This is a genomic window from Geomonas propionica (genome assembly GCF_016458235.1).
Taxonomy (GTDB): domain Bacteria; phylum Desulfobacterota; class Desulfuromonadia; order Geobacterales; family Geobacteraceae; genus Geomonas; species Geomonas propionica.
In genome coordinates this window covers 58,520-83,673 of the sequence record NZ_JAEMHK010000009.1, presented here as the reverse complement: position 1 = coordinate 83,673, position 25,154 = coordinate 58,520, and the positions used below count along the sequence as shown (strand labels likewise).

Here is a 25,154-nt window from a genome sequence, read left to right as displayed (position 1 = left end):
AGCCGGGCAGACGGTGGTAGAAGGAGTGCTCACACAGGTCTCGAAACTACCGAAGGCGGAGACCAACCCTTATCCCGACTGCTACTATACGGCTGTCATAGAGATCAAAAACATCCTTTCGGGCCGAAGCGTTCCAAAGAAGGCCGTTCTCGTGCTGCCCGGTTTTTTTGCCAGACAGTATGCACCCGAAGCTCACTTCAAGGCTGGGGACATGGTCCGGGCCACCGTCGTGCCGTTTGCATCCATGCCGGAAAAGGTCAGGCAGACACAGCAGGCCGATGAAGTCGAGGATACAGAACTCGAACTACTTTCCCCCCAGCAGATCACGGCGATCGGCGCGTTCACTTCCGCAGGGCAACAGCCTGCCTTTGCCGTAAGCCCTCCCGCCCCACGTGGAGCAGTAACGGACAAAAAGCGTGACAACAACGCCGCCAGTGAAAGAAGGGAGCAGATAAAACGCGATCTAAATCAGATAAACCAGCTACTTGAAGCACATGGGGGAGACTGGGACAAATGGTACAAGTCGCTTGAAAAGCATAGAAATCAGTACTGGCAACAGTTCCAGTCCAGTCCCGTCAAATGGATCGACGACAGCTTCTTCGGCATTGGGGAATTGCCGTTGGACACGGCTTATTCTCCCGATTTCGTCAGGTCCCTCGTCGCCTTCAAAAACTACCTTTCAGCCCGCAACGTGGACCTAATAGTACTTCGGGTGCCATACAAAGGAGAGATAACCGACGACCTCTTTTCCGACCTTCCCGCGGGGGAGGTGCCGAATCCATACCTTTTGCGGATGTATAAGGAACTTCTCGAAGCAGATGTGGAGATAGTGACGGACATCGTTCCCAGGGCGAAGGCGTCGCGCTTCAAATTCCCGCTGATGTACTGGTACTCCGACCGCTCGGAAAGGCACCCTGCAGAAGGAATGGCATGGGTAGCGGCAGAAGCTCTCGCGGAACGGGTCAAGCGTTACGAGACAATCGTCGCAGTTCCTCCTGCCAAATTACATCTAGAAAAAGTCTCAACCGGGATGGACCTGAACAGCTTTCTCTGGGCAACCGAGAAGTGCAATCCGTTCTGGCCTAAGGGAAACTCCAAATACAAGGCCACCGACTACGTGACCTTCCACGGAGTGTACACGGATAACCAAAAGCCGCTGGGCAGGAAACTTGGTTCCGATTCCCCCATACTAGTTGTCGGCTCTTCCTTCACTGAGTACCCGTCCTTGAAACTCGGCGGCAACATCACCTCGTACCTTGCGTACCTCACAGGTGTTGTTCCGGATATGCTGTACCGGGCAGGTTCTGACGCCAGTATCCCGCGGATGCTGGCGCGCGAAGGGGACAGTTTTTTGGAGAAGCGGGCGGTTTGTATTTTCCCGATGGTTCCCATGATAACGGCCAGTGCCTTGGACCTGCCTCCTGTTGTTGATCCGACGAAAGCCGCCCGCACCTCTGTAGCTTCCTACGCGGCGGAAACGCTCGTTCAATCAATCAAGCTACGCAATGCCCCCAAAGACGCCATTTGCACCCTCTCTCCGAGCGAAGGACTCACTTTTAAAGCCCGTGAAGCCAAGGGACGTGAAGAAGCGGAATTCATCCTTCAACTGCCCACGCTGGACAAGTACAGCTTCTTCATAATCGAACTGGAAACAAAGCCTGGTGATGCTGCCATTATAAAAGCTACCCACGGCAGCAAGGTGGATATGGTCCACAAGAGTTATTCCCAGCCCGATAAAATCGACACCCTGGTATTTCCAGTCACCTCAGAAGACAGCGTTACCTTCAATATTAGCAACATACGTTCGGATATTCCAACGCAACTGCTAAGAATCAATATCTATGGCGTCGAAAGATGAAGCTGAAAATCCAATTGTAATAGCGGCTGCGCAACTATAGATCAAGATTCAATGTGTTGCGCAGCCTCTTTACTACAAGACTCAGAAATAAGTGCAGAATCATTTACAGATTATTAAGGTAGCTTTTGCAGGCAGAAGAATGTAGTTTCTTCGGAACTGCCAGAGAGATTGAGGAAGACCTTACCGTGTTAGTCGAGAGTCAATTTAATATAGGTCACATCTGCACCCGCTACCAATGCGATCTCGGCAGAGCTGACAAAGTTGCCATGCGCTGGATTTCCCAGCACATGGAGCAAACAGATTACACGTTTGCGGAGCTCGACCAGCAGAGCAACAGGTTCGCCAACGTCCTTGCCGGCCTGGGCTTCACCCCCGGAGATATCCTTTTCACCTTCCTGCCCAAGATGCCGGAGCAGTTCTTCGCCTTCCTCGGCACCTTGAAGCTCCAGGTCATCGCCGGACCCCTTTTCTCCAACTTCGGGGAGGAGGCCCTGCTGGACCGGCTCGGGGACTCCAAGGCGAAAGGGATCATCACCAAGAAGAGTTTTCTGAAGAAGATCGGGCGCGTCCGCGACCAGTTACCCAACTTGCGTTACGTGATCGTGATCGATATAGAGGAGCACCAGTCGGATGACATCCTGAGCTACAGCCGCCTGATGCACGACGCGTCCAACCGGTTCACCGCGCCTGCCACCAGCGCCGATACCCCCTCGGTCCTGCACTACACCTCTGGCTCCACGGGGAACCCCAAAGGTGTGCAGCATGTGCACAGCAGCATCCTGTCCCAGAACATGACGGCGCGCGAGATCCTGCAACTGAGCGAGGACGACGTCTACTGGTGCACGGCCGACCAGGGCTGGGTCACCGGCACCTCCTACGGCATCATCGGCCCCTGGAGCATCGGGGTCACCCAGGTCCACTTCGGCGGCGGATACAATGCGGAGCACTGGTTCAGCATCCTGGAGCGCGAAAAGATAACGGTGTGGTACTCGGCGCCGACCGCGCTCCGTATGCTCCTGAAGGAAGAGCCTGAACTCTTCGCCAGGTGCGACCTGTCAAACCTCAGGCACATCTTCAGCGTGGGCGAGCCGCTGAATCCCGAAGTTATCCATTGGGCGCGCCGCACCCTGAACCGGGATATCTACGACACCTGGTTCCAGACCGAAACCGGCGCCATCATGATTGCCAACCGTCCAGGGATCGAGGTGCGCCCCGGTTCCATGGGCAAGCCCGCCCCGGGCATCGAGGCGGCCATAATCGCCGACGACGGTTCGCCCGTGCCGGACGGCGAGCAGGGCAACCTTTGCGTCAAGCCGGGCTGGCCCTCCATGTTCGTCACCTACCTCAACAATCCCGAGGTGTACGGACAGAAGTTCCGCGGCGGCTACTACTATTCCGGCGACACAGCCTACCGCGACGCCGACGGCTTCTTCTGGTTCATGGGACGCAGCGACGACGTGATCAACACAGCCGGTCACTTGGTGAGCCCGTTCGAGGTGGAAAGCGCCCTGCTGGAGATCCCGGAGATCGCCGAGTCCGGCGTCATCGGCGCACCGGACGAGCTGCTCTTCGAAAAGGTGGTGGCCTACATCGCGTTGCACGACAACTGCGAGTACACGCCTCAACTGGAGTTGAAGATAAGGCTGCACGTTTCCAACAAGGCGTCCACCATAGCGACGCCGCAGGAGATCTTCGTCATGGACAAGATCCCCAAGAACAAGAGCGGCAAGATAATGCGCAGGGTCCTGAAGGCTCGCTACCTGGGGACCGATGCCGGTGATATTTCTACCATGGAGGAAGAATAACGATGGATACCATGACTACCTTGAACGGCATCTTCTGCGAGGTCTTCGACGAAGAGTCGCTTCAGATCACCAGGGCGACGACCGCTGACGACGTCGACGGCTGGGATTCGCTCTCCCACACCAACCTCATCGTGGCGGTGGAGATGGCCTTCAACGTCAGGTTCAACCTGAAGGACACAAGAGTTCTCAAGGACGTCGGCGAACTGGTCGACCTGATCGACAGGAAACTGGCGGAGAAAGGCTAGGAAGCCGGATGCTTTTCAGTTCGTACATTTTCCTGTTCGTGTTCCTGCCCGCGGCGCTCCTTTTGTACTACCTCACGCCCGCGCGCGGCCGCAATCTGGCGCTGACCGGGCTCAGCTACTTCTTCTATGGCTGGGCCAACCCGTACTTCACCCTGCTCCTCTTCGCTTCGACGGCGATCTCCTACTTCTGCGCCGTCATCATGGCACGCCGGCCGGGTGATCCTGCCACGAAAGAGCTACCCCTGCTGGACGACGAGGCCCCGGTAAGCCTGAGGCAGAAAGCGGCCTTCTGGCTCTCCATAGTCGCCAACCTGTCGCTGCTCGGCTTTTTCAAGTACTTTAACTTCGGCCTGGAGAACCTGAACGCGCTCCTCGTGACGCTCGGCCTGGACCACCTGCAGGTGGAGGGCCTCTTCCGCATCGCGCTCCCGCTCGGTATCAGCTTCTACGTGTTCAAAACAGTGAGCTACACCATCGACGTCTGGCAGGGAAGCGTGCGCGCCACCCGCAACTTCGCCGATTTCGCCTGCTACGTCTCGTTGTTCCCACAGCTGATCGCCGGCCCCATCGTGCGCTACCGGGAGGTGGCGGCGCAGCTTGCTTCCCGCATCCACACCTCCGAAAAGTTCGCCCGCGGCACCTCTTTCATGTGCCTCGGTTTGGCGAAGAAGGTCCTGCTTGCGGACACGTGCGGCAAAGTGGCAGACACCTGCTTCAACGCGGCGACGCTGAGCACATTAGACGCCTGGTACGGACTCTTCGCCTACACCATGCAGATTTATTTCGACTTCAGCGCCTATTCAGACATGGCCATCGGCGTCTGCCTCATGTTCGGCTTCGTCATCTCCAAAAATTTCGACTCGCCCTATCACGCCGATTCCTTCGCCGATTTCTGGCGGCGCTGGCACATCTCCCTCTCCACCTGGCTGCGGGACTACCTCTTCACTCCGCTCAACTACATGCTCTTGACGGACCGGGTCCGTGAGCGCATGGTGCGCGAGAAGTTCCGCTACAACTATCCGGCCATCGCCAGCAGCGTCGTGGTCTTCACCATCTGCGGCATCTGGCACGGCGCAGGCTGGACCTTCGCGGCCTGGGGGGCGATGCATGGGATTTTGCTGGCTCTGGAGCAGCTGAGAACCAAGAAGAGCGCCTACTGGAAGTGGCCCAAAGCCCTCCGCGTCTGTTGCACCTTCGTGCCGATATCGCTGGCCTGGGTCTTTTTCCGCGCCGCCGACCTCGGCTCCGCCTTCGGCTATTTCGGCAGCTTGTTCGGGCTGGCCCCCAAAACGGCAGGCACCGACCTCGTGGCAGGAGTGATCTACCAGCCCTACTACCTGTTGACTGTGGCCGCGGCCGCGGTGCTGGTCTGGAGCGCACCGCAGACCTGGGACTTCACCCGCGCCCTGACCTGGAGGAAAGCGACCTGGTGCTACGTCCTGCTGCTGATCAGCATAGCGACCTTGGTAACCAAGGCCCACAGCCCCTTTATCTACGCGGCTTTTTAAGACCTTGGGCCACGGAGAAGATCTGAGGAAGTCTGAGAGAACCAAAAGCGTATGTCCGTGAAAAGGTCACGCCCGGTTCCCGTCTTGTTTTTCTCAGAAGTTCTCAGATTTTCTCCATGGCTAACGGTTCATGTTTTTTTCGGGAGTTACTGCAATGTCCAAGAATAAGGCGGGAACCGGCATAGAAAGCACCGAGGTAAACGCTGCGGTGAAATGGTTTCTGCTGCTTGCCTTCGTCTGCACCATCGCCGCGGTGCCGCTCTTTCAGTACATCTTCGAAGCCCCCTCGCTGCAAAAGTCGCTGGCCGCTTTCTCATATCAAGAACAATCCTTCGATCTGGAAAGGCTTCATGCCAAGCACAGCGGTGTGGGTTACGGCCTTGCGGCGACGCGACTGATCAACGATAAAACCATCGAAAACGCAAGGAAGTTCGAGAGCAACATCGAGGAGGACTCCTGGCTTCTCTCCGCGCTTGGCCCCGCCGTTGAGAAGGTCCTGATCGGCAACCTGGGCGCCGGTAGCCGCGACGTCTACTGCGGGCGGGATGGCTGGCTCTTTTTCCGCCCCACCATCGACTACCTGACCGGAGCCCCTTTCCTCGCCCCCGCGGTGCTGAAAGCCAGGAGGGATGTGCAGCCAGACCCGGTGAAGGCCATCATCGACTTCAAGAAGCAACTGGCCCGGCGCGGCATCGAACTGGTGGTCCTCCCCTCCCCTGCCAAGGCGAGCATCTACCCCGAGTACTTTTCCAGCCGCTACGATAAACCGGCGGCCCCGCTGCAGAACCCTTCCTTTCCTGAGTTCGTGCGCCGGCTTGAAGCGCAGGGAGTGCGCGTGCTCGACCCTGCGCCCTTGCTGCTCCAGGCCAAGGGGAAGGACGATCTGTTCCTGAAGCGGGACACCCACTGGACCCCATCCGGCAGCGAGTTGGTGGCACGGCAGCTCGCTGCTTATCTGCAAAAGAACAAGCTGCTGCAACAGCTTGCCCCGGCTCCCTACACGCGGGTCGCGAGTTCTGCAGAGAACAGGGGCGACCTGGCTGCGATGCTGAAGACCGCTGCCGATTACGGCAAGCAGCGCGTGGCGCTGCACCAGGTACGGCAGCCGGACGGCGCCCCCTGGTCCGCCTCGCGCGACGCTGACATTCTCTTCCTCGGTGACAGCTACGCCAACATCTTCTCGCTCGACGGCATGGGCTGGGGCACCGGAAGCGGCTTGGTGGAACAGTTGAGCTTCCAGTTGCGCCGCCCGGTTGACGCCATAGTGATTAACGACAAGGGCTCTTTCTCCACGCGGCAACAGCTTGGGAAGGAGCTGAAACGGGGCGAGGACCGGCTGGCCGGGAAAAAGGTAGTGGTCTACGAATTCGCCGCGCGCGAACTCGCACTCGGGGATTGGAAGCTGGTCGACCTCGGCGTGGGCAGGCGTGCAGGGGCCGAAAAACCGGCGGCAGCGCTGCGCGCCGTCGACGCAGCCAAGGAGGCGCCGGACGGGGTGCAGGTCGAAGGGATCATAGAAGAGATCACGCGGCCGCCCCGCCCGGGGAGCACTGCATACAAGGACGCCGTCATCGCCATGCACCTGAAGCAGGTGACCTCCGGCGGCAAACCCTTCCCCACCGGCCAGATCGTCGTTTTCGCCTGGGGCATGCGTAACGATGCCCTCACGCCCGCCACGCGTTATCGTCGGGGCGAGCGGGTCAGCTTGAAACTGCGTCCCTGGGCGCAGGTTGAGAAGAAGTACGGCAGCTACCAGCGCAGCGAGCTGCAAAACGAGGCGACCATGCTGCTCGACATCTTCTGGCTGGCACAGCCCGACGATGGTGTCGCAGGGGCGGCTGCCGCAGCGAAACCAGCCGCAACGGCAACAACCGAAGCGGCATCCCCCGCCCCCTCCCTCGCCGCTGCAGTTAATCGGAAACTGGATGACAAAGGCGCCCTGCCGGTTCCTGCAGGCGATGCGAAAGCATTGTTTCTGAAGCGGGTGGCGGAGCTGAACGCCGCCAAGGAGGAAGGAAGGGCCGTCGCTGGCGTGGAGGGGTGGCTCTTCTCACGCCAGGAGCTGAACCATATCGGCAAGGGTGAGTTCTGGGGTGACGCCGCCCAGAACACCAGTCTCGCCGGAAAGCCGGACAGCCGCGACCCGCTTGCGGCAATCGCGGACTTCAAGCAGCAGTTGGACCGCGCCGGCATAGAACTGATCCTGGTGCCGGTGCCAGCGAAGGCCCATGTCTACCCCGACAAATTGGTACCGGGAATCAACGCCGGCCAGGTGGGGCGCTGGGACTCGTCACACCAGCAGTTCCTGCAGTTATTGGGCAAGGCGGGGATTGACTGCCTGGACGTAACCAAGCTCTTCCTCGAAGCGCGCAAAAGCGGCTCCCCCCCCCTCTTTCTGCAAAAGGACACGCACTGGTCGCCGATCGGCATAGCGGCCGTGGCGCGTGCCCTTAAGGAGAAGATCGCCTCCCGCCCGTGGTACCAGGGGCTCGAGAAGCAGCAGTTTGCCAGGAACAAGGAAAGCGTGCAGGTGGCGGGCGACCTGGGCGACGGGAGCGGTGCGGCCAGCGAAACGGTTACTGTGACTCGCATCTCTCCAGCTCCGCAGCCGGATCGCAACAGTCCGATCGTGCTCCTGGGTGACAGCCACACACTCATCTTCCACTCCGGCGGCGACATGCATGCCAGGGACGCCGGGCTACTCGAGAACCTCGCAGCAGAGCTGGGGCTGCGCCTCGACCTCGTTGGCGTACGCGGCTCCGGTGCGACACCGGCGCGCGTCGAGCTCGCGCGCAGGAAGGACAACATGGCCGGCAAAAAACTGGCGATCTGGTGCTTCACCGTGCGGGAGTACACCGAATCCCAGACCGGCTGGCGCAAAGTGCCGGTGATCCGCCCGTGACGTGAGCTAAACACCTTGCACGGCCCGCATCTATGATGTATTTTGGCCAACGGCGCAATCCTCCATCTACCTGACATCAGTGGTTTATCAATGAAGATATCTGTCGTCGTATGTACCTACAATCGATCCGCCCTGCTCAAGGATTCCATCGTGGACCTGCAAGCGCAGGATTTCCCGTCCCCTGACTTTGAAATCCTGGTGGTCGATAACAACTCCTCCGACGACACCCGCTCCGTTGTCGAGTCGCTGGCCGCCTCCTCCAGCATCACCATCCGTTATCTTCTTGAACCGAACCAAGGCCTCTCCTTTGCCCGAAACACCGGCATTCTCAATGCCCGGGGGGAGATCGTCGTTTTCACTGACGATGACATAGCCGCCCCGACCAACTACCTGCGGGAGATCGCCAAGGTCTTCGCCGACCCCGCAGTTGCAGCGGCGGGCGGGCCGATCCGCCCCATCTGGCCCGGCCCGGTGCCGGAGTGGCTCACCGGCGACTGGCACGGCTTTCTTACCATCAACGAATTTCCGGCTGCCGCCGAAACCGGTTTCTTCAAAGGGCCGCACGAGTACCCGTGGGGAGCCAACATCGCCTTCAAGAGAGAGGTCTTCCAGCGCATTGGGACCTTCCCCACGGACCTCGGCAGGGTGGCTAAATGCCTGCTCTCCAACGAGGAGGTGGGATTGTGCCGCAAGATCGAAGCAGCCGGGCTGAAGATCGCCTGCGCCGCCGATGCGGTGATCTTCCACAAGATCCCTTCCGAGCGGCTGACCAGACAGTGGTACTACCATCGGACCTACTGGCAGGGACGCTCCAACGCCGTCATGAACGCGCAGGACGACGCGGAACTGTTCAAGGGGTTGCAGCGCTACCTCGACCTGCTAGCGGTCTACCGCTTCGGCTCCTCATTCTCCAACTTCGACAGGGAATGTATCAGGCGCGAAGCGGTGGGTTATATCCTGCAACTCACGCAGCAGGAAAGCGGTAGCGCTGCCCCCGCTCCCAGCCTGAAGCACCTCAGGTGGGTCGTCGGCTCACTGGAGGCCATCGTCGCCAGTTCCGCGCGCTGTGCATTGCAGCCGGGCCTGGCGGATAGGAGCCTTGAGCTGCAGTCCGAGCTGGAAGTTTTGGTCAAGGAGATTGCCGTGCTGCGATCAGAATTGGACGGCCAAAAGAGCCTGGCGCTGGAGAAGGCAGAGGAAGCAAAGTCAAAGGGCGAACAGGTCGAGGCACTTTTGAACTCCCTGAGTTGGCGCGTCACGCAGCCTCTGCGGTATGTCTACGATCTGCTGAAAGCCGGCTCGGTGTTGGTTTTCCTGAAGCTGGCCCTGAACATCCTGCGCCACCCGAGGACCGTGCTCGGTGCCGTCAATCGCGATACCCTAAAGCTGGCCTGGGGCTACCTGAAGAAAGGCGACCTGCAGGGGCTGGCCGGCGGCGTCACCTACTTCGTCGGAAGGACATCCCCCTCTACCCAGTTCCACCCCGAGATACTACACGGCAGCCTCGACCCGGCCGCGCCGCTTTCGCTGCCGCTCTGCGACCAGCCGCTGGTGTCCATCATTATCCCAGTGCACAACCAGTGGTCCTTCACCCACTCCTGCCTCGCCTCCATCATCAAGCAATCAGGGAGTGTTCCCTACGAGGTCATCATAGCCGACGATCTCTCCAGCGACGAAACCTGCCACATCGCGGACCTGGTGCAGAACGTGCGTGTGGTCAGACACGAAACCAACCTCGGCTTCCTGCGCAATTGCAACGAAGCCGCCAAGCACACCAAGGGAAAGTACCTGCTCTTCTTAAACAACGACACCAACGTTCAACAGGATTGGCTCGCCCCCATGGTCGAGCTGATGGAACGGGATTCCTCTGTCGGCATCGCGGGCTCCAAGCTCGTCTACCCGGACGGCATGCTTCAGGAGGCGGGCGGCATAATCTGGCAGGACGCCTCGGGCTGGAACTTCGGCTGGCGCGACGACCCGGAGAAATCTGACTATAACTACATAAAGGACGCCGATTACCTCTCCGGCGCAAGCCTCATGGTGCGCCGGGAGCTCTGGGAAAAGACCGGCGGCTTCGACGAGCGCTACGTCCCCGCCTATTTCGAGGACACCGACCTTGCCTTCCAGGCGCGCAGTCTAGGGTACCGCGTCGTGTTCCAGCCCAAGTCGGTGGTGGTGCACTTCGAAGGTGTCTCACACGGCAAGGATGTGGGATCCGGGATCAAATCCTACCAGGAGACGAACAAGCAAAAATTCCTCGAACGCTGGCAGGATGTGTTGCCGCGCGACCACTTCCCCAACGGCCAGCACGTGTTCCAGGCCCGCGACAGGAGCCGGTTCCGCAAGACCCTTCTGGTCATCGACCACTACGTCCCGATGTACGACAGGGACGCCGGCTCCTTCTTCATGTACAGCCTGCTGCGGGCGCTGGTGGCGCTCGACTACAAGGTGGTGTTCTGGCCGGAAAACCTTTACGCACACCAGCCGTACACCGACGAGCTGCAGCAGATGGGGGTGGAGGTGATACTTGGCTACCACGACTTCGAGGCCTACCTCTCGGAGTTCGGCAGCTACTTCGACGGCGCTATCTTGACCCGCAACCACATCTCCATCAAGTTCATCGATGCGGTGCGCAGGCACATACCCAAGGTGATCTACCACGACCCGGACCTGGAGTTCCTGCGGGAGCAGAGGCGCTTCGAGCAGGAAGGGGGCTCCCCCGCTCAACTACAGAAGATAAAGGAGCGGGAGTTCTATCTCTTTCGCAACTGCGACATTATCGGCATCCATAGCCCGGTGGAGCGCGACATCATCCTAACGGAAATGCCCGGTGCCGATGTGGAGGTTATACCGCTTCCGATTCAGGATACGACGCCGTCGTCGACACCGTTCTCCCAAAGAAGCGGCCTCCTCTTCGTCGGGGGAACCCATCCCCCTAACGTCGACGCGCTACGCTACTTCATCCAGGAGATACTTCCCCTCCTGCTGATCGAGATCCCGGACCTCACTCTTACCGTGGCAGGCGCCGTCTCGCACCACGAATTGAAAGGCCTCGACCTCAGTCACGTGACCTTCACGGGATTTGTCGACGATCTTCGCCCGCTCTTTGAGAAGGCGCTCGTCTATATCGCCCCGCTGCGTTTCGGGGCCGGCATCAAGGGGAAGGTACTTGAGGCGGCGAATTACGGCGTGCCAGTGGTAACCACCTCGGTCGGCGCCGAGGGCATCGGCCTGACCAACGGCAAAAGCGTTGCCATAGCGGACAGCGCGCATGAATTCAGCACAGCGGTATTGACGTTACACAGGGACCAGGAACTGTGGGAGACTATTCGAGAGGAGAGTCGCAACTACGTCGAAGGCAACTTCTCACAGCAGGCTCTAAAGGCCAAGGTCGAGCAGGTGCTTGGGAAGCTGCTGAAGAGGGACGTAAAGAAGACGGCATAGCAGCAAACAGCTGCCACAATAGCTTCCATTAGTCAAAAAAACGAGAAGGGGTGACACATCAAGTGTCACCCCTTCTCGTTTGCTTTGAGTCTTTTCAGGTCTAGTAGAGTGTCTTCCAGGAATACGCGTCAGCGGCGTCCTTCACGCAGACTTCGACGGTGTCCGCCACGCCGGTAGCGCCCTGGGCGACCCAGAAGGTGCCCCTGATGGTGCTGCTGCAGGTCGGTTTGGCGGTGACGGTATTGAGGCGGATACCGCCATTTACCTCGAGCTTTTGCGCCGGGGTGGTCACGCCTATGCCAACATTGCCTTCGCCTGTAACGCGAAACTTTTCGGTGCGACTCGTGGTGCCGGGCGCAGTTGTCAGGAAGGCGATATCTGCACCTTTGGCGGTGGTAGTGAAGTTCTCGCGGGCAGGCATCATGATCGCCGTAGAAGCGACCGGATATGTAGTGCCATTGTGACCAATCCCGCTAAGGGTGAAGAGGTTATCGCCGGCTTGCGTCGCTGTCGGCGCTGTCAGGGTGCCGCGTGCCTTGCGCCCGATAAAGCTGGGGGCTTGTCCAGCGGTGTCGGTGGCGGAAGTAAGGATCATCTGCGGGGAAATGCCGTAGCTGTCGACCCGGAGCACACCGTCAGGTGTAAAGGCAATCTTGTCGACGCCAGAAGGATCCTTGATGGAGAACTTGTTGTTGGTCCCTAGTTCACCAGAAGCCTGCTGGACCGTAAGTACGGCACCGGAGGTCTGGGTCTTAATCTTGTTCAGGATGTCGGTCTGGGTATCGGGAGAGCCGGCCGGTCCCTGAGGCCCTTGGATGCCCTGCGGACCCTGGGGGCCGGTGGCACCGGTAGCGCCGGCCGCGCCGTCGGCTCCTGCAGCGCCTTTTTGTGCCATCACGCTCCAGCTTGTGGCGGAGACATCGGGCTGCGCGTTGGTGCTCGCCTGGAGAGCGATATAGGTGCTGCCGCCGTAGGAAACGCAGTCGTCTTTGGCGTAGACGGTGGCGGAGCTCCAGGCCCCTTTGAAGTGGGCGACGTTGGCGAGCTTGGCACCGTCTCCGTTGTACTGGGCGGCGGTCACGTTACCATCGGAGGTGACTTTGAACTTAACGGTCCCAGTTGAGGGGTCCTCGACGGTGATCCTGTCGGTCTCGACGGCTCCGGCCACTACGGGGAGCACACTCAGGGGTACGGCGCACAGCGCTGCGATAATCATCTTCCTGCTGTTCATGTCTTACTCCTTTTCCGCAATTTGATTAAATGGTTTAACCGCAAATTGATTGCAAAGATTACTTGAAGGCCAGTTTGTCAATGGCGACGGTTCCCTTACTGACGCGCAGCTTGCCGAGCACACCGGTCTTGTTGGAGTTGTCGGTATAAGCGCAGTCGTTGCCACCGCTCAGCGAGACAGTGATATCCCTGTCAAAAACGAAGTCGGCATTGAAATCCAGAGCCTGCAGCTGGAGATCAGCCCCGGTGGCCGCGGCCGCATACGCCGAGCTGAAGTCGGGGTAGAGAACGGGGGTGGCGCCGGAGATCTCTACGGGCTGGTTGCTGCAAGCCGTGGCGCTGACGGCGTGGGAGAAGCTCTTGGTGACGGTGGTGTTGATCGAATCCTTCACCTGAACGGTGAAGCTGAACACGCCAGTGGTGGTCGGCGTTCCGCTCAAGGTGCCGCCGCTGGTGAGGGTCATGCCGGCGGAGAGACTGCCGCTTATGACGGTCCAAGTGTACGGAGCGCTGCCGCCGGATGCGGAGAGGGAGGTACTGTAGGCGACGCCCTGGGTGCCGTTGGCAAGGGAGGCCGCAGTGATGACAAGCGGCGGTGCGGAGGGCCAGTTGGCGGCCAGTGCGTTGGCATCGACCGAACCGAGGCCGGTAACAAGGTCGTAGCCGGTGGTGCAGGAGTAGCCGGTGACTCCGGGAACGGAGCTGGTGCCGGAGGTGGTGTCGTGGAAGACGGTCGGACCGGTGGAGGTGTACTGCGCGTTGGCCAACTGGTACAGCTTGATGTTGGCGTTACCTTGGCGTACCCCGGTCTTTTGCACGATGAGCGCCATAATGCTGGCAAAGGCGGGCGACGAGGCGGAGGTGCCGCTCATCATGTAGGTCGCGTTCTTGCTCCTTACCAGGTAAGGAATGTGCGCCGACGCGGTCAGAGAGACGTCCGGGATGCCGCGCATGCCGCTGGCCGGTACGCCCGGCGCCACCTGCCAGGAGGGCTTGGTATAGATGCTGGAAAGACCGCTGCCCGTGGCCCAAAGCTGGTAACCACCGGAAACCGTGCCGCTTTCATTCCATGCGCTTTCCGGGATGTAGCCAAAGGCCGAATTGTAGTAGGGGCCATTGACAGGACTCCAATAGCCGCCCCCTTGGTCATTGAAGTTGGTACCGCCAACTGCGACGTTGTAAGGGGTTGAGGCAAGACCGTTGATACCGAGGCCGGAACCGGAGGCGGCGTCCGGGCTGCTGCAACCGGCCGCACCGGAGTCGCCGGCGGCGACGAAGGAGGTGATCCCCTGCGCGGCGGCCTGCTGCCACAGGTTGTTGTAGAAGCTGTTTTGCGCAGCTCCCATGGAAGCCTCGCACAGACCGAAGCTGGTGGTCATGACCGGCGCAATGTTGTTGTCGACGATGTACTTGGCGGAGAGGTCAACGCCATCGGTGGTGATTGTAGTCTTGGAGATGACGAACTGGACGGTGGCGTTCTTGGCGATGGCGCCCGCCCACTCGACGTCCAAGTCCGCCTCGTTAGCCTCTGCGGTCCCGATGTCTCCGGGGTCAGTGCCGTTCACTATCACCGTCACCGGTTTCGGGGCCAGTCCCATGATGCTGCGGAAATCGGACCAGTTGCTGCCGGTCGGATGGGTGCGACCGACAACGGCGATGCTCTGCCCGGTACCGTCGTAACCTGCCGTGTAAAGCGGGTTGACGTTGTAGATGGCGGCGAAGTCAATGGGCGACATGTAATGAATACTGGAACTGTAGGTGTATTCCGGCTGCACCTCGTCCAACAGACGCGCACCCGTGTTCATGGGGGCATGGCCGAAGTCGTGCAGGGTCACGATACCGGCGACGACGTCGGCAAGCCCACGCGGAATTTCCGGGTCCTTCGAGTTCGCGTGACGCTCTTTGCCGTCGACCTTGTATTTCCGGATCTTGGTGCGGAATGCCTTTTCCACCTTCTCGACATTGCCGGTGAAGTTGATAGAGGTGCGCCCGCGGGAAACCTCGTCGATGGTAAAGCCCTGCGAGGTGAGCCACCCCTTGATGGCACCGATGTCTTCCGGGTCGGGCGCAAAGCGCTCGGCGAACTCTTCGGGGGTAAGCCAGTGCTGGTAGTTGGGAGAAGCAGGATCGTGCTGCTCCACCAGGAACCGGTCCAGCTTCTCTTTCTTTTCAGGCGGCAGATGCAGCGTGATGATCATGCGCTCCATCGGGAGTGCCGGATCGACTGGCCCGGCGTCGAATTCAGGACGGGCGTTGGGGTGAACGTTGCCCCGCAGGGAGACCCTGTCGTTGTCGTCGATGACACGCGGCGAACGAGCGAACGCAGGGACGGCAGCCAGCAGGAGTGTTACGGCCACAGCCGTGGCAAGACATTGTTTTTTGCGCATCGGGTCACCTTCGCCCGCAAACCGCACGGGCATAATTTTATTGCATAAAAATATTGTTACGGACTGGCGAACAACCATTCTCACAGTTTTGATGCCGTTTCGATACCAAAGGCCTCGCGAAAACACCGGGTGAAAACATAGCTAAGTCGCAATATGGCGTAAGCACCATGACAATCATCGTATAAAATTAAGGGAATTAGGGTACGCCGAACATCTATGTCTACGCCTTTGCCAAAACCGTACCCGTGAAAGAGCGTTACGAAAAACCTGTCACCCCAAAACCTAAAAAGCAGTTACGCAAAGAACGCCGAGTCGCCGTGAAGGACGGGAAGGAAAGCTGTTTTGGATGACAAAGCTCAAGCTGTAGGGACTTTTCCAAATCCAATCATGCATTAAACTTATCCAATTCCACCTACAGGAGGTGTATGCATGGAGAAGATCGAGGAAGTGGGAAGGATTATCCTGGGCGCCGCGATCAATGTGCACAGCCACTTGGGCCCCGGGCTGCTGGAGTCCGCCTATGAGCAATGCCTCTGCTATGAACTCAAATTGCAAGGGCTCACCGTCCAGTGCGAGGTCGCGTTGCCGCTACGGTATCGCGACCTCTGCCTGGACGTCAGCTACCGAGTCGACATGATCGTTGACAATTGTGTCCTGATTGAAAATAAGTGCGTGGACAAAATCAGTCCTGTGCATGAAGCTCAACTTCTGACCTATCTGAGGCTGACCGGCTTGAAGCTAGGCTACGTCCTAAACTGGAACGTATCACTCATGAAGGATGGCATGAAGAGAATGGTCAACAACTTGGGCGGCAAAGCGTAACTCCGAAAAGCGGTTACGCGAAGAACGCCGAGTATCTGCGAAGGACGGGAAGAAGGACTTTGGGTTAAGCCTCAAGCAGGAGGATTACCTTGGCGCCCATCGTGTCTCCTTTGGGCACTTTGCGTAACTGCTTCTAAAAGCGGTGCTTCGAAAAGCTGTTACGCAAAGAACGCCGAGTCGCCGCTATGAACGGGAAGAAGGACTTTGGGTTAAACCTCCAGCAGGAGGATTACCTTGGTGCCCTTCGTGTCTCCTTTGGGTACTTTGCGTAACAGCTTCTAAAAGCGGTGCTTCGAAAAGCTGTTACGCGAAGAACGCTGAGTATCCGCGAAGGACGGGAAGAAGGACTTTGGGTTAAACCTCAAGCTGGAGGATTACCTTGGCGCCCTTCGCGCCTCCTTTGGGTACTTTGCGTAACTGCTTCTAAAAGCGGTGCTTCGAAAAGCTGTTACGCAAAGAACGCCGAGTCGCCGCTATGAACGGGAAGAAGGACTTTGGGTTAAACCTCAAGCAGGAGGATTACCTTGCGCCCTTCGCGCCTCCTTTGGGTACTTTGCGTAACCGCTTTTGCCTGTTTAGCTCTTTAAAAGTCCCATCTTTTTGTGCTAGATTACCCGCCATGAAAAAGTCAGCTCACAGCTTATTACTTCTCCTCTTCGCGCTCCTTACCGCCGGCACGGAGGCACCCGCCTCATCCATTCCGGAAACGCTCAACTACCAGCTGACCTGGACAGGGGTAAAGATCGGCACCTCAACCCTCGCCACGGTGACCACCGGCGACGGGATCGAGATCACCTCGAAAGTCCGCTCTGAAACGTGGTCCGCCCCCTTTTACAAGGTGGACGACCTGGAGACCAGCAAACTCGACAGGGATGGCAAGGGCTATGCGCTGCACAGCTACAAGATGAAGCTTCGGGAGGGGAAAAACGACTGGTACCGCGCCGCCAGCGTGAACCGTAAGAGCAAGCGCTTCGAGTTCGTAGACCTGAAGAGTTTCGAGAAGTCGTCCACGAAGCTGGTCGAGCCGGCCTGGGATCCGGTGTCCTGCATGTTCTACCTGCGCCAGCTGCCGCTTACCGTCGGCAAGGAGGTCGAGGTGAACGTGCTCGACAAGGGGAAGCTGAACCGGATCAAGGTGAGCGTACTGCGGCGCGAGACGGTCCATACCCCGGCCGGCAGTTTCAAGACCATCGTCGTGGCGCCGAACATGGACATCGAAAGCCAGGGGCTTTTCTACGCGCGCGGGCCGCTTACCATCTGGCTTACCGATGACGCCAGAAAGGTGCCGGTCATGATCGAAAAGAGAATCAAGGATCTCTTCCGTGACGGCATCCCGCCCTACCTGCAGCAGTTCACCCCCGAAAGCGTGAGGAACAACATCCCCCGCATGGAGACCATCAAGGCGGTCCTGGTCGGCGGCAGTTACTGACAGGGCATGACACACCCGACGGCGCGGAGGCACCAGACTCGCGCCGCCTTTTTATCGTTCTAGGTTTTACTTTTTTGTGATAGATTACGGCCTATTCTGCCGTCCACGAAAGGTAAGCCGATGTCGAACAAATCTGTCTGGTCCCGCCTTCCCCTGCACCTGTTCCTTATCGCAGCCGTCGCGCTGCTCGCCTATAGCAATTCTTTTCACGTCCCTTTCATCTTCGATGACGAGGGGTCCATCGTGACCAACAACGTCATCAAGGATCTGCATCGCTTCTTGTATGATGACGGGTACATCTACAATCCCCGCCGCTTCCTGGGTTACCTCACCGTGGCCCTCAACTACCGCTTCGGAGCCCTCGACGTAACCGGCTACCACGTGGTCAACCTGGCGATCCACATCGGCACCGGGGTCCTGAGCTACCTCCTGGCGCGGCTCACCCTCTCCACGCCGGCGCTCACGCGCGAGGGCGAAGCCGGCGACGCATCGTGGTTCATCCCGCTGTTCGCCGCGCTCTTGTTCGTCGCCCACCCGGTGCAGACCCAGGCCGTCACCTACGTGATCCAGCGCCTGGCATCGCTGGCCGCCCTTTTCTTTGTGGCGTCCATTGCCAGCTACGCCAAGGCCCGCCTGCTCCAGGAAGAGACCGGCCGCCCCTTTGCGCTCAAGCCGCTCAGCTTTTACATCCTCGCCCTGGCAGCAGCGGGCTGCGCCATGAAGACCAAGGAAATCGCCTTCACCCTCCCCTTCGTGGTGGTGCTCTACGAGTTCATGTTCTTCCGGATGACTGCTGTGAAAAAGCTCCTCTTCCTGCTGCCGGTGGCCCTCACGGTGCTGATCGTGCCGCTGAGCCTTCTGGGCACCAACAAGCCTATCGGACAGATCATCTCCGACGTGACCGCGGCGACCCGGGTGGACAGCGAACTGTCGCGCCTGGATTACCTGTTCACACAGTTCCCCGTCCTCGCCACCTACCTGCGCCTGCTCGTTGTGCCGGTGCGGCAGAATCTCGATTACGACTTCCCGGTGTACCACTCGCTGGCGAGCTTGCCGGTCCTGTTCTCGCTGCTGCTTCTGCTGGTGCTCTTTGGCGCTGCGCTGGTGCTCTGGTACCGCTCGCGCGCACCCCAGGCAGAGCCGGAACTGCGTCTCATCAGCTTCGGCATACTCTGGTTCTTCATCACGATCGCCGTCGAATCAAGCGTCATCCCCATCGCGGACGTGATCTTCGAGCACAGGGTGTACCTCCCCTCCGTGGGCGCCTTCATCGCGCTGGCGGCCCTCTTCTCCCTCTGCTTCAAAGGCGGCATATCACGTAGCGCTGTGGCGACCGCAGGCGTGGTAGTCCTCGCGCTGACGGCCACCACTTTTGTACGCAACCTGGTATGGGGGAGTGAACTGAGCCTGTGGGGGGACACGGCGCTGAAATCGCCTAATAAGGCGCGGCCGCACTACAACCTGGCGTTGGCCCTGGAGAAATCGGGGCGGCTGGACGAATCGCTGCAGGAGGCTCTCATCGCCACCAGGCTCTCTCCCAAGGAGGCGCCCCCATTCAACCTGATCGGCACCATCTTCGGGAAGAAAGGGGATTACGACCAGGCTATAGCCTCCCTCTCCCAGGCTGTGAAGCTCGACCCCACGCTCGCGGAGGCGCAGGTGAACCTGGGGGACGCCTACCGACTCAAGCGGATGCTGCCGCAGGCGATGGACCAGTACCAGGCCGCGATGAAGCAAAGACCCACCGATGCCAGCATCTATCACAAGATCGGGGTCACCTTCGCCCTGCAACAGAACCTCCCGAAGGCCGCCGTCTTCTTTCAGTGCGCGGCGAGCCTCGACCCTGCCACACCGCAGTACCGGCTGGACCTGATGCGGGCCAAGGCGGGCGCACAGGGTCAATAGACAAAAGAACAGACCTGATTCACAGGGATAAAAGGGATAAATGAAAAGGCATCAGGCTTTTGGTACTCAAAGACTTTTTTTGCCGTTATCCCCTGCAACCCCTTTATCCCTGTTAAACGATTTTCGACTTTACGTTTAGACGGGAACTTTTTCCCGTGAAAGCAGCTACACCTGAAAAGGAGCAAATGACTATGTGGCATCACCTGAAACCGTTGGCACTTTGTGCAGCAACCCTCACTCTCGCAGCAGGATGCGCCCACACGACCGGCCAAGCACCGGACGCTGCACCGACCACGCCTGCCGCCGAACCGGCTCCCGCCGCGAAGGAAGCACCTGCCGTCCCTACCGGTAACATCAACAAGGGGACCATCACCGAGGTGTTCCAAGCCGGCCGGTACAGCTACGTCAACGTCGACAGCGGCAGCGCCAAGACCTGGTTCGCCATTCCCACCGCCGACGTGAAAGTGGGGCAGCAGGTCGAGGTGAAAACGGGCATGCTGGTGACCAACTACCTCGCCAAAAGCCTGAACAGGACCTTCGACACCATCTACTTCAGCGATGAACTGGTGATCAAGGAAGTGGTCAAGCCGGCGACATCGGACAAGAAGCTTCCGGCGTGGCACTCGCCCCTCACCCCGACCACCAAGACCACGGGCAGCGTGAGCGTGGCTGGCAAGATCCTCGAGGTGGTCAATGGCGGTGAGTACACCTATGCGCGGGTGGACCAGGGTGAGACTGATATCTGGGTCGCGGTCCCGGCAAGTAACAAGGTCGAACAGGGACAGGTCGTGAAGTTCCTTCCCGGCTCCCTGGTCAAGAACTTCGGCAGCGCAGCTTTGAACCGCAACCTCGACAAGGTCATCTTCTCCGGCGGCATCGACAAGCAGTAGTTCCCATCTGAAAGTCCCCTCCCCCGCCATGGGGGAGGAGCCCTCCTCATCTGAACCTTTCCCCGCAAGAACCCACGTCAAAAGCAGTCACGCAAAGTACGCGCAGTACCCGCAAGTACGCGAAGGTCCTGTCAGCCTATCCCAAGACAAAGATTCTCCTAGCGTCCTTTGGCGTGAACCCAGCGTTCTTTGCGAACCTGCTCTTGAATGTTTCAAGGTTTCTACGGCCCCAATAAAAAAGCCCCCCGTCTCACGACGGGGGGCATTGTATGGCATTGCTTCTGATTACAGGTTACGGACGAGCATCACCCAGCCACTTAGCAGCGAAGGGATACCTCAAGGAGTCGATCACGACCGAGTTGTCCATCTGGTTGTTGTCGAGCCAGTCGAGGGAGTCGTAGATCAGGCGCTTGGTGTAGAACCTGTTGTGGGCGTATGCACCCGGCTCACGCTGGAGGAAGTTGAAGTTGTGAGCCGCACCGAGGTCACCCTGGGTACGCCACTTCAGAGCAGCTTTAGTGCTGTCTGCGCTGGTGAAGAGGAAGTACGGGTAAGCAGTGGTGTAGGTGTAACCTTGTGCAACAAGAGCGCCGTTGAAGGCGGCGAGGGCGTCACTGAAGCCCCTCTCCTCTTCCTTGAGCTTAGACACGGTCATTGCGTAGGTGCCGCTGTGGCACTCTAAACACTTCGCGGACTTGATCTCGGTGATCACGCCTTTGCTGTCTTTCTCGACGACTTCGAACTTGTGGTTCTTGCCGCCCATGTGGCAATCGTTGCAGCCCAGGGTGTTGTGCTCGAAGTAGACCGGTGCAGCGTAGCTGCGGCCCGGGAACTCGTAGCCGGTCTTGGTCTGGGCAGCGAAGATGGAAGCTGCAGCACCAAGGTAGTGGGTTGCGGTTGCAGTTGCGCTGTTCTTCGGCGTGGTGGTGCCGGAGAGTACAGCTGCCGGGTCGATGGTGGATGCACCGAACAGGGTTGCTGCGTTGCCGCGGCCTGCATGGCAGGACACGCAGACTGCGCCTTTGCCCGGCACGTTGATCACGATGTTGCTGGTGTCGGTGGAGGCTGCTTTGTAGTCGAGGGTCATGTTGCCTTCGACGCGCAGCGCGCCGGTCTCAGCGTTGTTGTGGCAACCCCAGCAGTACAGCAGTTCGTTCTGCGGGGAAACCTTGGTGGTAGCCCAATTTGCCAGGTGGCTGAAGTCGTTGTTGGCTGCGCTGTATGCGACGGCAACGGTCTGGTCGCCGCCAGCGTTCTTGGTGGCCACAGCGTTCAGGTAGTTGGACACACCGGTGGAGGTGTGGCACTTCTGGCAGGCCTGGCGGTCGGTGGTGCTGGCAGCGTTGATCAGCTTGGTGCTGTCATCCCAGTCGTAGTGCTCCCAGGCGATGCCGGTTGCACCGGTAACGCCAACGGACTGTGTTGCTGCGTTGGAAGCCGCGGACCTCTCCCTCTTGAGGTAAGTGGTGCCGTTGAAGGACCCAGTGGAGGTGGTGAATGCTGCGAATTTCACGCTGAGGATCTTACCAGCGTGACCGGACTGTGCCCACTCGGTCTGGATGGTTTCCTCGGTCGCCGGGGAGGCTACAACACCATTGGTGTTGGTGTAGAAGTTGTGACCGTGGCAGTCGGTGCAGGCGGTCGTGCTGTTGTAACGGATGTTGTAACCTTCGATGGTGGTACCAACATTGGTGACGGTACCGGTGCTCGGAAGGTCGTAGTGGGTGGATGCGATGTTGCGGTAGAAGTCTTTGTAGTGCTGCTGCATTGCGACCGTCTGGGTGCCGTTAACGAGCAGGCCGGAGGCCATGACGTTACCAGCTGCATCGGTCAGGTTGTGGCAGGAGGTGCACAGTTTGTACTGGGCAGAAGCTGCAGCTGAGGTGTCTTTCGGCTGCGGAGTCCAAGCGACGTTGCGGGTGCCGCCGTGCGTATCGTGGCAAGCAACGCAGGAGACGTTCTGGGAACCGTTGTAAGCATTGTCGAGGCCGTTGAAGCTGGGGTTACCGGCCAAAGCGGTCTTGGTGTAGTTGCCGGTCGGGCTGTTGCCGGTTGCAAGGAAGGCAACGTAGCCTTCAGTGGTGTGGCAACGGCCGCAGGTGCCGGAGTGGGTGGAAACTTCGTTGGCGTGCTTGCCAGTAGCAACGAGGGCGTCTTTAGAAGCGTGGCAGACTGCGCAACCATTGCTGGCAACGTATTTTTCTGCTTTTTCTTTATCGGCTGCAGTAAGAGCGCTGGCAGCGATGGTAGCTTCTGCAGTGCCGTTGATCTTAGCATCGTCGACGTAGTCGATGGTTTCCATCAGGATCTGACGTGCGAGGCTCGGGTTGTGAACGAAAGCCGCTTTGTCGTAGGTGGCAAGGATCTGCCAGTTGTACCATGCGCCGTAGGCGTTCTTGGCACGAACCTCCGGGGCAAGCGGATAACCGGTGCCGGTCAACTCAGCGCCGAAGCGGCCGAAACGGACGTAAGCGCGCTCTGCGGCGAGGTCGCCAACAGTGATCTGCAGCGGTGCGAACTTCGTGCGAATCAGGGCGTCAAGAACTGCTACGCCTGCATCGAACTCAGCCTTCTTCTCTTCTACGTCAGTGGCGCCGAAACCAGCACGGTGGCAGAATCCACAAACCTCGGTGTAAGCGGTAACCTCGAGGGAGTGGGTCTTGTCAGTGGTGCTGTAGTGGCAACCAACGCAGGGGCCCTGCGTATCAGTGAAACCATTCTTGACGTTGGCATGGGTGTTGTTGGTGCCGACGAAATCGGTACCGTCGAAGTTGTATGCGCCTTTGCCGATGAAGGTCTGGCCCATGTTGGCAGCGTGCTGGTAGTAGCTGGTCTGGATGGTGGTGTAGTTCTTGTTCAGTGCTTTGGCCTGGTCGATGACCGCTACAAAGACATCATCGGTGCTGCGGCCGGAGTGGCACGGAATGCAAATCGAAGACTTCTTGAACCCGGGGAACTGAACCGTGATCTTGGTCTTGTCGGCAGCAACGAGGGTGCCCGAGGTGGAGAACAGCGCGAAGTAGCCGCTGGTCAACGGAGCGGAGAGACCTACCGGCGTAGCGCCAGTGCGAAGCTCACCAGTTGCGTAGTTGCTGGTGTGGCAGCTCTGGCAGCCCAGGACGTTCTGGGCGCCTGCGACCGGCTTGAACTTGGTGTACGCAGCGGTGTCGCCGAGGAACTGGGCGAAGCCACCAGTGGTGTGGCAGCGGATGCAGTTGCTGTTGCCGCGCAGAGTGGTGTTGGTACGGCTCGCTGCGGACCAGTCATAGTGGGTGAAGGCATTCAGGGCCTCGTCGGAAATCTTGCCGTGGCCGCCTTCAGCGTAGCCTTTGTTCATGCCGTTGGAGAGCGGGTTGTGGCAGTCGGCGCAGGTTGCGCCCTGGGTCACGTACGCGGTCCTGGAAGTGCCGTCGGCGACAGCACCGGTAGCGGGAGTTGCCAGGCCCGCGAAGTGATTCTGGCCGATCTGGTTGAAGTAGTGCGGGGTGTGGCAGCTGCTGCAGGTGGTGGTGGGGACAACGCCAACGCCTGTCGAATGGTCGTAAGCCCTAACACCGTTGTGGCAAGTGTCGCAGTAGTTGTCGCCGAGGTTTCCTGCGGAAGCACCCGTGATGGTAAAGGTATCCTTGTTTACCGTCAGGGTGTTTACCGGGGTCGGCATGAGAGCGTCGGTATGGCAGGTTATGCAGGTAATACCGGCGGTTTTGTGGTCGGAAACCTTCCAGCCGTTGTTCGCGGTGCTCGGAACCACACCGGTGGTGGCATTGTGGCAGCCACCGCAAGTCGAATCCATGTAAGCAGCCACGTCGCTGGCGACGGTAATCTGAACGGTGTCAGTCAGGCCTTTGAGGGATTCAGTTGCCTGGAAGACATAGGTGCCGGCAGCAACCGGGGTGAAGCTCGGCGTGGCGGTGGTCGGACCTGTGAGGGTAACAGTGTCGCCGCTCACCTGGGTCCAGGCGATGGTGTCGCCAGCGGCAACACTGCCCTTGATGGTGACCGGCTTGTTGATCTCGACCACGCTGTCAGGACCAGCGGAAACACTGGCAGTGGTGAAGGTCGCGGTGACGGTCTTGGGAGCCTGAATGTTGGTCAGAGTAACGTAGACGGCGCCGCTGTACGGCAGAGTGACCGTCTTGCCCAGGTTGTCCTGAAGCGTAAGTCCGCTCGGCGAAATCTGGGTCACAACGTCGTAGTTGTTCTTGGGGACAATGGTCAACGTGCTCGATCCGCCAGGATAGACGGCAGCGGGAGTAGCTGTGACGGTGCCCGAGCCGGAGCCGATGGCCGTGCCGGTAATGGTGAACTGGCTGGCGATAAAGCTGGCGGTAATGTTCTGGCTAAGGCCGCTGGTTTTGTTGAGGCTGACGGAGTAAATCCCAGAGGAAATCTGGTCGCTGGTCAAGGTCTGCGCTACACCACCCTTGTAGATGGTGCCGAGCTTGTAGCCGGCTTTCGCGGTAACCGTGACAGGGATGTCGGCGGAGGTGGTGAAGTTGTTATAAACTAGTGAGCCCACGGCGGTTTGGAGCGCTTTATTGCGCACCTGGATTGTACCGCCGGTATTGCTGAGCTTGGTCTGCACCTGCCATGTCGTTGCCGCGTAGGACCACCCCGCAGCAACTATGGCTAGGCACCCCGCAGCTGCAATGCCTTTCTTTAACATAGGTGTCTCCCTTTCATTGAATGATTGCCCGTGACTAGAGTAGTCACGGGCAGCCAATTTCAT

General features: G+C 59.2%; 13 protein-coding genes. 10 read left to right on the top strand and 3 right to left on the bottom strand.

The features are described from left to right. Positions 1–13: 13 nt before the first annotated feature. The 6 genes from JFN90_RS12920 (at position 14) to JFN90_RS12895 (ending at position 11,762) form a co-directional block, all read left to right on the top strand. Positions 14–1,858: an alginate O-acetyltransferase AlgX-related protein gene (locus JFN90_RS12920; protein WP_199395529.1), complete on the top strand. Its 1,845-nt coding sequence runs from the start codon at positions 14–16 to the stop codon at positions 1,856–1,858. Between the two features lie 185 nt (positions 1,859–2,043). Then, a complete protein-coding gene (locus JFN90_RS12915; RefSeq protein WP_199395528.1) occupies positions 2,044–3,663 on the top strand; it encodes an AMP-binding protein in 1,620 nt (539 codons plus the stop codon). A gap of 2 nt (positions 3,664–3,665) precedes the next feature. Beyond that, entirely contained in the window at positions 3,666–3,908 is a 243-nt protein-coding gene (locus JFN90_RS12910) for an acyl carrier protein (RefSeq protein WP_199395527.1), read from the top strand. A gap of 8 nt (positions 3,909–3,916) precedes the next feature. Continuing rightward, positions 3,917–5,416, top strand: a complete 1,500-nt coding sequence (locus JFN90_RS12905; protein WP_199395526.1) for an MBOAT family O-acyltransferase — start codon at positions 3,917–3,919, stop codon at positions 5,414–5,416. A 154-nt stretch (positions 5,417–5,570) separates the two neighbouring features. Then, positions 5,571–8,318 carry an alginate O-acetyltransferase AlgX-related protein gene (locus tag JFN90_RS12900; RefSeq protein WP_199395525.1) on the top strand — a complete coding sequence of 916 codons (2,748 nt, stop codon included), beginning with the start codon at positions 5,571–5,573 and terminating at the stop codon, positions 8,316–8,318. A gap of 90 nt (positions 8,319–8,408) precedes the next feature. Next, on the top strand, positions 8,409–11,762 hold the full coding sequence (locus JFN90_RS12895) for a glycosyltransferase (RefSeq protein WP_199395524.1): 3,354 nt from the start codon (positions 8,409–8,411) through the stop codon (positions 11,760–11,762). A 100-nt stretch (positions 11,763–11,862) separates the two neighbouring features. On the opposite strand, the gene JFN90_RS12890 is transcribed toward JFN90_RS12895, so the two are convergent. Then, positions 11,863–12,993: a carbohydrate-binding protein gene (locus tag JFN90_RS12890; RefSeq protein WP_199395523.1), complete on the bottom strand. Its 1,131-nt coding sequence runs from the start codon at positions 12,991–12,993 to the stop codon at positions 11,863–11,865. A 58-nt stretch (positions 12,994–13,051) separates the two neighbouring features. After that, on the bottom strand, positions 13,052–15,379 hold the full coding sequence (locus JFN90_RS12885) for a protease pro-enzyme activation domain-containing protein (RefSeq protein WP_199395522.1): 2,328 nt from the start codon (positions 15,377–15,379) through the stop codon (positions 13,052–13,054). A 429-nt stretch (positions 15,380–15,808) separates the two neighbouring features. On the opposite strand from JFN90_RS12885, the gene JFN90_RS12880 reads away from it, so the two are divergent. The 4 genes from JFN90_RS12880 (at position 15,809) to JFN90_RS12865 (ending at position 20,425) form a co-directional block, all read left to right on the top strand. Then, positions 15,809–16,201 carry a GxxExxY protein gene (locus tag JFN90_RS12880; RefSeq protein ID WP_199395521.1) on the top strand — a complete coding sequence of 131 codons (393 nt, stop codon included), beginning with the start codon at positions 15,809–15,811 and terminating at the stop codon, positions 16,199–16,201. A gap of 619 nt (positions 16,202–16,820) precedes the next feature. Further along, positions 16,821–17,630 carry a DUF3108 domain-containing protein gene (locus tag JFN90_RS12875; RefSeq protein ID WP_199395520.1) on the top strand — a complete coding sequence of 270 codons (810 nt, stop codon included), beginning with the start codon at positions 16,821–16,823 and terminating at the stop codon, positions 17,628–17,630. Positions 17,631–17,750: 120 nt separating this feature from the next. Continuing rightward, the gene (locus JFN90_RS12870) at positions 17,751–19,535 is read left to right on the top strand and encodes a tetratricopeptide repeat protein (RefSeq protein ID WP_199395519.1); all 1,785 of its coding nucleotides are present in this window, start codon (positions 17,751–17,753) and stop codon (positions 19,533–19,535) included. Between the two features lie 191 nt (positions 19,536–19,726). Then, entirely contained in the window at positions 19,727–20,425 is a 699-nt protein-coding gene (locus JFN90_RS12865) for a hypothetical protein (protein ID WP_199395518.1), read from the top strand. Between the two features lie 292 nt (positions 20,426–20,717). On the opposite strand, the gene JFN90_RS12860 is transcribed toward JFN90_RS12865, so the two are convergent. Further along, on the bottom strand, positions 20,718–25,091 hold the full coding sequence (locus JFN90_RS12860) for a PKD domain-containing protein (protein WP_199395517.1): 4,374 nt from the start codon (positions 25,089–25,091) through the stop codon (positions 20,718–20,720). Positions 25,092–25,154: the final 63 nt, after the last annotated feature.